The following is a 10011-nucleotide window of genomic DNA, read 5'->3' on the forward strand; positions in this document are numbered from 1 at the left end:
TCGATCATCCTTGATCCTGAAACACTCCCTGTGTCTCAGTTGATGTGTGTAGATTACGCGGTGGATCCAATCGCCAATAGTCGTAAAAGCTACCAGCGCGTGTAGGACATTCGCCATAGCAACCCTTCCGAAAACCCTTAGCCGTGTCATGCAGAAAGCATGGAAGCCACGATCTAAGCGACTTTCAGCGGCCCTGAGGCCTGCTTCCAGCACCACCGTGCACATAGCCGGCTATCGCTGTCGTTCAGGCAAGATTCGAAGGTCTCAACCACCGTCACGCTCGCGGGCCTTGGCGCTCTCAGCAAGAAACTGTTCGAGCCGGCTCAACTGCTCTTCCCAGCCACGGCTGTCCATGTAATACGCCTCTTTCTGGCGAATGTCAGGAATGTGCGCGAAGCCTGATTCGGACACTTTCAGCAACGTACCGCTCTCGAAGTCTTCCAGCTCGAACCTGACCAGCGTAGTCGGCTCCTGTGAATAGTCGATCTTCGGATTGACCGCATACGGATGCCAGCGAAACGAAAACAACTGCTGCGGCTCGACCCGCTCGATCAGCACGTTCCACAACACGTGTTCATAACCCGGATACGTGACCTGCCCTTGCGTCCATTCACCGGCAATAAAACGCCTGCCCTCCAGCGCCACCCCAAACCACTGGCCAAACGCCTCGGCATCGACCAATGCACGCCAGACATGCGAACGCGGCGCCTTGAGCGTGATTTTGCGTTCGAAACTATTGGGTACTGGTTTCATACGTCACCTCCTGTTTTGAACACTAGGCCTGTATGACCACATGTCCAATGTGAAGTTGTATCAAGGCGGTGCAGTCATTCATCAGCAAAGACACATCAAGCTGCACTTTTTGACCGTTGCTGTGATGGATCCAGGCACCCTCCGCCCAACGAAACTGTTACCTTCTCCAGCGAATTTGAATCTACAAGGACGAATCATGCCGCCATCCCTCGCTGAACGTTACCGCGGAGCCCTGCTCGGTCTTGCGTGCGGCGACGCTGTCGGTACTACGGTTGAGTTCAAACCACGGGGATCATTCCCACCATTGACCGATATGGTCGGCGGTGGCCCGTTCCACCTCAAGCCAGGGCAGTGGACCGATGACACTTCCATGGCCCTCTGTCTGGCAGAAAGCCTGCTGAACAAGAATGGATTCAACGCTGCCGATCAGATGGGGCGCTACCTCAACTGGTGGCAATGGGGTTACCTCAGTTCGACCGGTGAATGTTTCGATGTCGGCATGACCGTCAGCCAGGCGCTCGCGCAGTATCAACAAACCGCTGATCCCTTCGCCGGCTCGACCGACCCGTACAGCGCCGGCAACGGTTCGCTGATGCGTCTGGTGCCGGTGGTGCTGTTCTACTTTCCCGATGCCCGGAAAATCCAGAGCTTTGCCGCCGACAGTTCGCGAACCACCCACGCAGCACCTGAAGCCATCGAATGCTGCCAATTGTTGGCCGGGTTGATTGCCAGAGCGCTTGAAGGCGCAAGCAAAGCAGAACTGCGTCAGTTGCCTTTCGCCAGCTTCTCGCAATCCAAGGTCGCCGCCATTGCGCATGGCGAATACCTCGTTCTGTCCGAGACGGACATCAGAGGCAATGGCTACAGCGTGCAGTCCCTGGAAGCGGCGCTGTGGTGCTTTCACCAGACGGACAGCTTCGAAGCGGCCATTTTGCGAGCGGCCAACCTGGGGGATGACGCCGATACCACCGCTGCGATCACCGGTCAGTTGGCCGGCGCCTATTACGGCGTGCGGGGCATTCCTGCACATTGGCTGGAAAGGCTGCACGATGGTGAAGAGATTGCGGCCATCGCCGACCGTTTGCTCGACGCCTCCCGAATGCGCCTGCCTGAATAAGTGCGAAGCAGCCGCTACACTGCTCGGCACTTATCTTCGATACAGCGAGACTTGACCATGTCCCCACGCCTGCTTCTGGCTCTCACGCCCTTTCTGTTCACTCCCCTCGCCCACGCCGCCGTGGACTGTGCAAATGCCAGCGATCAAGCGACGATGAATCAGTGCGCCGGGCAAGACTTCAAAGCGGCGGACAAAGAGTTGAACACCGTGTATCAACAGATCATCGGGCGCTTGAAGGACAACCCGGATGGCAAGAAGCTGTTGGTCAGCGCGCAGCGGGCGTGGCTCGGGTTTCGGGATGCCGAGTGCAAGTTTTCATCGTCGGGAGTTACTGGCGGGAGCGTTTATCCATGGGTTTACAGCAGTTGTCTGACAGGGGTGACCAAGCTGCGGGTTGAGTCGCTGAAACAGTATTTGAAGTGTGAAGAAGGTGACATGAGCTGCCCGGTGCCTGGGGCCTGATTTTTTGCGGCGGCTTTGAGGATCCTTCGCGAGCAGGCTCGCTCCCACATTGGAACGCATTTCAAATGTGGGGGGCGGAGAACATCTTTCACCTTTACGGAATTTGATGACGAGCACACTGACAGACCTGCTGAAATGGCGCTATGCAACGAAAAAGTACGACCCTTCCCGGACGGTGTTCGATGAAAAAATCGAGCGCATTCTGGAGGTGGTACGGCTAACGCCGACATCAAGTGGACTGCGGCCCTTTGAATTGCTCGTAGTGACCAATGCAGAGTCTTGGCTCGGCTCTGATCGCTGCGGCATTTGAAGAAGTCGACGCGACACCGATGGAAGGTTTCGACCCGGCAGCCATCGATGAAATCCTCGGACTCACGGCCCGCAACTTGCGCGGTGTAGTGATTCTGCCGCTGGGGCATAGAGCCACTGAGGGAGAGTGGTTGGTCAACTTGAAAAAGGTTCGGCGCTCGCGGGAAAACTTCATTACCGAGATCAAGTAAGACCTGTAAGAGCGGGGACTGAAGCATGCTTGTGGCGCATGCCCCCCCGCTCCAATCATTCGCTGAACCCGTCATCGATATCAGCGTTCACCGCGTGGGGCGCGCCCCTCCCCTGCTCTCGACTTGCTTCGAACTCGAGAGCCTATCGACATTGAAATCCCCGCAAATCGATTGAACTGAGGTTCATTCTATGGCCTCTGCGTCCGATGCTAACAACGTCCCTCACAAAACAAGAACAATTTATTATTGCCATTCGATAATTTAACATCGAGAATTAGTCATTCCCAATGACACCGCAAGGATTTTTCATGAGTACTCGTAACAACGGATTGGCACTGCAGCGCATGCATTGGGTCGGATTACTGGCAGCGATTCTTGTCTGGGTCTTAGGGGTGACCGAGGTCGGTGGCAACGCTTCGATCTGGTTCTTCCAAACGGATGAAATGCTCGCAGCTCTGCTCTACGCCTTCGCCGAAAACTCGCCGCAATTACTTGACCCGTTTGTCGAAGGTGCCCTGCTTGCCCCCGATACATGGCTCTCGCCACTGGTCACTGCGCTGCTCGTCGTTTTGGATTTCCTGCCCGTCCTGCTTTCGACCTACGTGCTCTGGCTGACAGGGTTGTTTTTCCTGCGCTTGTCCCGCGGCGAAACCTGGACCGAGCGCAACATCAAGGTGCTATGGCGAGTGGGGATTCTTTGCATCATTTCTCCGGCCGCCTACCCACTGGTAGAGACTTTGCAAGGTTTGGCCCTGTCTATTGATCTACCGCCAGGGGATCGTATTTTTCAGTTCTCGATCGGCCTGTCTTCCACTTCTGCCTACGAGATTGTCAAAGGCGTATTGCTCTGTTTGTTTTCAATTATCATGCGCGATGCAAAAGTACTCAGCGATGAGCAAAGCCAATACATATAGAACAATACAATGACCATTATCGTCCGCCTTGACGTTGTCATGGCCACGCAAAAAATTCGCTCGAAAGAGTTGGCCAGCCTGCTGGGCATCACCGAGGCCAATCTGTCATTACTGAAGAATGGCAAGGTCAAGGGCGTGAAGATGGCCACCCTGGACAAGCTCTGCGCAGCACTGGATTGCCAGCCAGGCGATTTGCTGGAATACCAGAAAGACTGAGCCTTGCGCAGACGTGCAAGTTAATTGTCGCCAGTCCACACCGTTTAACTCTTATTCAATCCTTAGTTTGTAAGGCGGCTTTGTCATGACCCGGTTTTTACTTTGCGCGCTGTTTTTACTGACAGCGTTGATCAGCGGCTGCGCCACGCAAATGGACGTAGCGCTAAATGCGACACCCGATCCGGACTATCATTTTGACCGAAAGGCGACTGTGCTGGTGACGTCTGCGAGTGGCAGCGACGAAAACGCTCTTAATGCCCGCTACTATCTTCGCGACATGGTTAACGCGCTGAAAGACAGGGGTTTCCAGGAGGTCTATACCGACGCCAGTCTGCCGAAAAACCACGCGCCGATAAAAATGACTGTCAGTCTCGATATTGGCAGTCGACAGGTGACTTACCGCTATACCGCCACCGACTATGGGCAAGTGCCGACCAGCACCTCTACGGTGTGCAAGACCAGAAAGAAAAAAGACGACCGACTGACCTGTACGAGTAAACCGAACACCACCTATGGACCGGTAGGGACCTCGGAGCGCACCGGTTACACCACGCTCAGCACCTTCGTTGCCACTGCCCGCGACGAAGTCAGTAAGCGCCCGGTCTACCTGCTTCGCGCGTCGTCCTATAACGAAGACTGCCAATCCACCAAGGTTGAAGCCTTTCTGGTGGAACAAGGCTTGCAGAACCTGAACTTCGAGGATCGCGTGCAGCGCAACTACACCGTCACGATGCCCGAGGGTTACCGCTGCAAATAGTCTTTGCAAGACAGTTCAAGGTAGCGGTTCAGCTTGCATGAGCCGCTACTGTGAACTGTTGAAGGTTAAACGTGCGGGTCACCCGGCGCTTTCGTCGGCGCAGCGTATTGCGGCTTGAGATGGCCGTCCTGATCAAGCAGCCAAGCGTCCATGATCTGCCGCACCACAGGGCCGGCAACACGACCACCGGCCTCGCCGTTCTCAATCATCACCGAAATCGCAATCTTCGGATGCTCGGCCGGCGCGAAGCCGACGAACAAGGCGTTATCACGATGGCGCTCCAGGGTTTTCTCGCGGTTGTAGCGCTCGCCCTGCTTGATCGCCACCACTTGCGCGGTACCACTCTTGCCAGCGATGCGATATTGCGCACCGGCCGCGGCCGCACGCGCGATACCTCGCGCATCGTGCATTACCATCTGCATACCGTGATTGACCTGCTCCCAGTCTCGCGGATCCTTGAGCAGGATGTTCGGCATCGGATGTTCGTCGACAGGAGCGACACCGTCGACGGTCTTGGCCAGGTGCGGCCGGTTCCATACACCTTTGTTGGCGATCAATGCCGTGGCCTGAGCCAGTTGCAGCGGCGTGACCTGCATGTAGCCCTGGCCGATGCCAAGGATAACCGTTTCGCCCGGGAACCAGGCCTGACGGCGGGTCGCGCGCTTCCACGCTTGCGATGGCATCAGGCCGGGCGACTCTTCAAACATGTCCAGCGAGACCTTCTCACCCAAGCCGAACATTGCCATGTAATCGTGCAGGCGATCGATGCCGAGCTTGTGCGCAAGGTCGTAGAAATAGGTGTCATTGGAACGCATGATCGCCGCGTCCATGTCCACCCAGCCGTCGCCACTGTGGTTCCAGTTGCGGTACTTGTGATCGAAGTCCGGGAGTTGGTAATAACCGGGGTCAAAGACGCGCGTCTGCGGTGTTACGACGCCGGCGTCGAGGCCGGCGATTGCCACTTCTGGCTTGATCGTCGAGCCCGGTGCGTAGAGCCCGCGCAGCACACGGTTGAACAGCGGCCTGTCGATCGAATCTCGCAGTGCCGAGTATTCCTTGGAGCTGATACCGGTGACGAATAGATTCGGATCGAAGCTCGGATTGCTAACCATGGCCAACACCTCGCCCGTCGACGGATCGAGCGCTACCACTGAACCACGACGATCACCCAGAGCGGCTTCGGCGGCTTCCTGCAGTTTGATATCGAGGCTCAGGACGATGTTCTGGCCCGGGACCGGGTCGGTATGTTTGAGCACACGGAGTACGCGACCTTGAGCGTTGGTCTCCACTTCTTCGTAACCGACGTGGCCGTGTAATTGCGCCTCGTAGAAGCGTTCGATGCCGGTTTTGCCGATGGATTGCGTACCGCGATATTCGACCGAGTCGAGGCTCTTCGACTCTTTTTCATTGATCCGCCCGACGTAGCCGATCGAGTGGGCGAAATGCGCGCCGAGCGGGTAATGCCGGACGAACTGGGGTTCGACATCGAGGCCCGGGAGGCGGAACTCATTGACGGCCAATACAGCGATTTGCTCTTCCGTCAGCTCATAGAACAGCGTCACCGGCGTAAACGGGTGACGGGACTGCTTCATGGCTTTATCGAAGACTGTACGATCTTCTGCAGGCAAGTGCAGGAGGTTGATGACCTCGTCCAGTTCTTGATTGACGTCGGTGGCGCGCTCGCGGGTGATGGTCAGGTTGAAACTGGGGCGGTTATCGGCGAGCAAGACGCCGTTGCGGTCGTAGATCAAGCCGCGTGTCGGCGGGATTGGCAGTACGTGGACGCGGTTGTTTTCGGAGATCGTGGAATGGTAGTCGAACTCCACCACCTGGAGGATGTACAGGCGCACGACAAGGGCGCAGCTGATGGCGAAAACGAACAAGGCGCAGGCGATCAACCGTTTGTTGACCAGGCGCGTCTCTTTTTCGTGGTCTTTGATCGGGATGGGTTCAGGCATTTCTACAGCAACTCTTTGACATAAATGAGTGCCGATCCGTGGGCATGACATCAGTCCGTTAAAAAAAACGAGCTGCACCATACCAAAAACTGCCCGGTCATTTCAGAAGGATTTTCCCCAATGGCCATTTCTTGCGACAGCTGGGACAGCGTTGTCCTGTGAAAACTTTCCCGCGGGCAAAACAAAACCCCAACTGCTTTCGCAATTGGGGTTTCGGAATTTAATCTTGACGATGACCTACTCTCACATGGGGAAACCCCACACTACCATCGGCGATGCATCGTTTCACTGCTGAGTTCGGGATGGGATCAGGTGGTTCCAACGCTCTATGGTCGTCAAGAAATTCGGGTACTGAGTCGTGGCCAAATGGCCTCGCTTCAGCAAATTGGGTATGTGATAGCTTTCGGTGTTTGTGAACATCGAACTTTCGGTTCGTTTCGTCTTCACACACCGCAATCTGGTCTTTCGACGCAAATTGCTTGGGTGTTATATGGTCAAGCCTCACGGGCAATTAGTATTGGTTAGCTCAACGCCTCACAGCGCTTACACACCCAACCTATCAACGTCGTAGTCTTCGACGGCCCTTCAGGGAACTCAAGGTTCCAGTGAGATCTCATCTTGAGGCAAGTTTCCCGCTTAGATGCTTTCAGCGGTTATCTTTCCCGAACATAGCTACCCGGCAATGCCACTGGCGTGACAACCGGAACACCAGAGGTTCGTCCACTCCGGTCCTCTCGTACTAGGAGCAGCCCCTCTCAAATCTCAAACGTCCACGGCAGATAGGGACCGAACTGTCTCACGACGTTCTAAACCCAGCTCGCGTACCACTTTAAATGGCGAACAGCCATACCCTTGGGACCGGCTTCAGCCCCAGGATGTGATGAGCCGACATCGAGGTGCCAAACACCGCCGTCGATATGAACTCTTGGGCGGTATCAGCCTGTTATCCCCGGAGTACCTTTTATCCGTTGAGCGATGGCCCTTCCATACAGAACCACCGGATCACTAAGACCTACTTTCGTACCTGCTCGACGTGTCTGTCTCGCAGTCAAGCGCGCTTTTGCCTTTATACTCTACGACCGATTTCCGACCGGTCTGAGCGCACCTTCGTACTCCTCCGTTACTCTTTAGGAGGAGACCGCCCCAGTCAAACTACCCACCATACACTGTCCTCGATCCGGATAACGGACCTGAGTTAGAACCTCAAAGTTGCCAGGGTGGTATTTCAAGGATGGCTCCACGCGAACTGGCGTCCACGCTTCAAAGCCTCCCACCTATCCTACACAAGCAAATTCAAAGTCCAGTGCAAAGCTATAGTAAAGGTTCACGGGGTCTTTCCGTCTAGCCGCGGATACACTGCATCTTCACAGCGATTTCAATTTCACTGAGTCTCGGGTGGAGACAGCGCCGCCATCGTTACGCCATTCGTGCAGGTCGGAACTTACCCGACAAGGAATTTCGCTACCTTAGGACCGTTATAGTTACGGCCGCCGTTTACCGGGGCTTCGATCAAGAGCTTCGCGTTAGCTAACCCCATCAATTAACCTTCCGGCACCGGGCAGGCGTCACACCCTATACGTCCACTTTCGTGTTTGCAGAGTGCTGTGTTTTTAATAAACAGTCGCAGCGGCCTGGTATCTTCGACCGGCATGAGCTTACGGAGCAAGTCCTTCACCCTCACCGGCGCACCTTCTCCCGAAGTTACGGTGCCATTTTGCCTAGTTCCTTCACCCGAGTTCTCTCAAGCGCCTTGGTATTCTCTACCCAACCACCTGTGTCGGTTTGGGGTACGGTTCCTGGTTACCTGAAGCTTAGAAGCTTTTCTTGGAAGCATGGCATCAACCACTTCGTGTTCTAAAAGAACACTCGTCATCAGCTCTCGGCCTTAAGATCCCGGATTTACCTAAGATCTCAGCCTACCACCTTAAACTTGGACAACCAACGCCAAGCTGGCCTAGCCTTCTCCGTCCCTCCATCGCAATAACCAGAAGTACAGGAATATTAACCTGTTTTCCATCGACTACGCTTTTCAGCCTCGCCTTAGGGACCGACTAACCCTGCGTCGATTAACGTTGCGCAGGAAACCTTGGTCTTTCGGCGTGGGTGTTTTTCACACCCATTGTCGTTACTCATGTCAGCATTCGCACTTCTGATACCTCCAGCAAGCTTCTCAACTCACCTTCACAGGCTTACAGAACGCTCCTCTACCGCATCATCCGAAGATGATACCCGTAGCTTCGGTGTATGGTTTGAGCCCCGTTACATCTTCCGCGCAGGCCGACTCGACTAGTGAGCTATTACGCTTTCTTTAAAGGGTGGCTGCTTCTAAGCCAACCTCCTAGCTGTCTAAGCCTTCCCACATCGTTTCCCACTTAACCATAACTTTGGGACCTTAGCTGACGGTCTGGGTTGTTTCCCTTTTCACGACGGACGTTAGCACCCGCCGTGTGTCTCCCATGCTCGGCACTTGTAGGTATTCGGAGTTTGCATCGGTTTGGTAAGTCGGGATGACCCCCTAGCCGAAACAGTGCTCTACCCCCTACAGTGATACATGAGGCGCTACCTAAATAGCTTTCGAGGAGAACCAGCTATCTCCGAGCTTGATTAGCCTTTCACTCCGATCCACAGGTCATCCGCTAACTTTTCAACGGTAGTCGGTTCGGTCCTCCAGTTAGTGTTACCCAACCTTCAACCTGCCCATGGATAGATCGCCCGGTTTCGGGTCTATTCCCAGCGACTAGACGCCCTATTAAGACTCGCTTTCGCTACGCCTCCCCTATTCGGTTAAGCTCGCCACTGAAAATAAGTCGCTGACCCATTATACAAAAGGTACGCAGTCACAGAACAAAGTCTGCTCCCACTGCTTGTACGCATACGGTTTCAGGATCTATTTCACTCCCCTCTCCGGGGTTCTTTTCGCCTTTCCCTCACGGTACTAGTTCACTATCGGTCAGTCAGTAGTATTTAGCCTTGGAGGATGGTCCCCCCATATTCAGACAAAGTTTCTCGTGCTCCGTCCTACTCGATTTCATGACTAAGAGATTTTCGCGTACAGGGCTATCACCCACTATGGCCGCACTTTCCAGAGCGTTCCGCTAATCTCAAAGCCACTTAAGGGCTAGTCCCCGTTCGCTCGCCACTACTAAGGGAATCTCGGTTGATTTCTTTTCCTCAGGGTACTTAGATGTTTCAGTTCCCCTGGTTCGCCTCTTGCACCTATGTATTCAGTACAAGATAACCATCTTATGATGGCTGGGTTCCCCCATTCAGACATCTCCGGATCAAAGTCTGTTTGCCGACTCCCCGAAGCTTTTCGCAGGCTACCACGTCTTTC

General features: G+C 54.8%; 9 protein-coding genes and 2 rRNA genes (1 of these 11 running past the window's edge). 7 read left to right on the forward strand and 4 right to left on the reverse strand.

Going from position 1 to position 10011, the window contains the following annotated elements; translation table 11 throughout:
* Positions 1-264 precede the first annotated feature (264 nt).
* A complete protein-coding gene (locus J0G10_RS20900) occupies positions 265-753 on the reverse strand; it encodes an SRPBCC family protein (protein WP_093433632.1) in 489 nt (162 codons plus the stop codon).
* A gap of 196 nt (positions 754-949) precedes the next feature.
* On the opposite strand from J0G10_RS20900, the gene J0G10_RS20905 reads away from it, so the two are divergent.
* The 7 genes from J0G10_RS20905 (at position 950) to J0G10_RS20930 (ending at position 4719) form a co-directional block, all read left to right on the forward strand.
* Positions 950-1870 carry an ADP-ribosylglycohydrolase family protein gene (locus J0G10_RS20905; RefSeq protein WP_220556621.1) on the forward strand — a complete coding sequence of 307 codons (921 nt, stop codon included), beginning with the start codon at positions 950-952 and terminating at the stop codon, positions 1868-1870.
* Positions 1871-1927: 57 nt separating this feature from the next.
* Positions 1928-2332 carry a lysozyme inhibitor LprI family protein gene (locus J0G10_RS20910; protein ID WP_093433626.1) on the forward strand — a complete coding sequence of 135 codons (405 nt, stop codon included), beginning with the start codon at positions 1928-1930 and terminating at the stop codon, positions 2330-2332.
* A 106-nt stretch (positions 2333-2438) separates the two neighbouring features.
* Positions 2439-2642, forward strand: a complete 204-nt coding sequence (locus J0G10_RS30050) for a nitroreductase family protein (protein ID WP_245397992.1) — start codon at positions 2439-2441, stop codon at positions 2640-2642.
* Positions 2602-2832 (forward strand): nitroreductase family protein, encoded by a 231-nt coding sequence (locus J0G10_RS30055; protein ID WP_245397993.1) that lies wholly within the window; start codon positions 2602-2604, stop codon positions 2830-2832. The genes J0G10_RS30050 and J0G10_RS30055 overlap by 41 nt, the downstream gene beginning before the upstream one ends.
* Before the next feature lie 308 nt (positions 2833-3140).
* Positions 3141-3746 carry a hypothetical protein gene (locus J0G10_RS20920; RefSeq protein WP_095050453.1) on the forward strand — a complete coding sequence of 202 codons (606 nt, stop codon included), beginning with the start codon at positions 3141-3143 and terminating at the stop codon, positions 3744-3746.
* 9 nt (positions 3747-3755) lie between these two features.
* Positions 3756-3962, forward strand: a complete 207-nt coding sequence (locus tag J0G10_RS20925) for a helix-turn-helix domain-containing protein (RefSeq protein ID WP_007910409.1) — start codon at positions 3756-3758, stop codon at positions 3960-3962.
* An 85-nt stretch (positions 3963-4047) separates the two neighbouring features.
* Entirely contained in the window at positions 4048-4719 is a 672-nt protein-coding gene (locus tag J0G10_RS20930; protein ID WP_220556622.1) for a hypothetical protein, read from the forward strand.
* A gap of 65 nt (positions 4720-4784) precedes the next feature.
* Here J0G10_RS20930 and mrdA read toward each other — a convergent pair whose 3' ends face one another.
* From mrdA to J0G10_RS20945, 3 genes are all read right to left on the reverse strand, one after another.
* Positions 4785-6677: a penicillin-binding protein 2 gene (mrdA, locus tag J0G10_RS20935; RefSeq protein WP_034156458.1), complete on the reverse strand. Its 1893-nt coding sequence runs from the start codon at positions 6675-6677 to the stop codon at positions 4785-4787.
* 224 nt (positions 6678-6901) lie between these two features.
* A 5S ribosomal RNA gene (gene rrf / locus J0G10_RS20940) occupies positions 6902-7017 on the reverse strand.
* A 150-nt stretch (positions 7018-7167) separates the two neighbouring features.
* A 23S ribosomal RNA gene (locus J0G10_RS20945) occupies positions 7168-10011 on the reverse strand; it runs 50 nt beyond the window's last position.

Origin of the sequence: Pseudomonas germanica (genome assembly GCF_019614655.1) — a bacterium.
GTDB classification, from domain to species: Bacteria; Pseudomonadota; Gammaproteobacteria; order Pseudomonadales; family Pseudomonadaceae; genus Aquipseudomonas; species Aquipseudomonas neuropathica.

Coding starts and splice junctions, on each gene's coding strand:
- J0G10_RS20900 (WP_093433632.1), bottom strand. CDS start 753: ATGAAACCAGTACCCAATAGTTTCGAACGCAAAATCACGCTCAAGGCG.
- J0G10_RS20905 (WP_220556621.1), top strand. CDS start 950: ATGCCGCCATCCCTCGCTGAACGTTACCGCGGAGCCCTGCTCGGTCTT.
- J0G10_RS20910 (WP_093433626.1), top strand. CDS start 1,928: ATGTCCCCACGCCTGCTTCTGGCTCTCACGCCCTTTCTGTTCACTCCC.
- J0G10_RS30050 (WP_245397992.1), top strand. CDS start 2,439: ATGACGAGCACACTGACAGACCTGCTGAAATGGCGCTATGCAACGAAA.
- J0G10_RS30055 (WP_245397993.1), top strand. CDS start 2,602: ATGCAGAGTCTTGGCTCGGCTCTGATCGCTGCGGCATTTGAAGAAGTC.
- J0G10_RS20920 (WP_095050453.1), top strand. CDS start 3,141: ATGAGTACTCGTAACAACGGATTGGCACTGCAGCGCATGCATTGGGTC.
- J0G10_RS20925 (WP_007910409.1), top strand. CDS start 3,756: ATGACCATTATCGTCCGCCTTGACGTTGTCATGGCCACGCAAAAAATT.
- J0G10_RS20930 (WP_220556622.1), top strand. CDS start 4,048: ATGACCCGGTTTTTACTTTGCGCGCTGTTTTTACTGACAGCGTTGATC.
- mrdA (WP_034156458.1), bottom strand. CDS start 6,677: ATGCCTGAACCCATCCCGATCAAAGACCACGAAAAAGAGACGCGCCTG.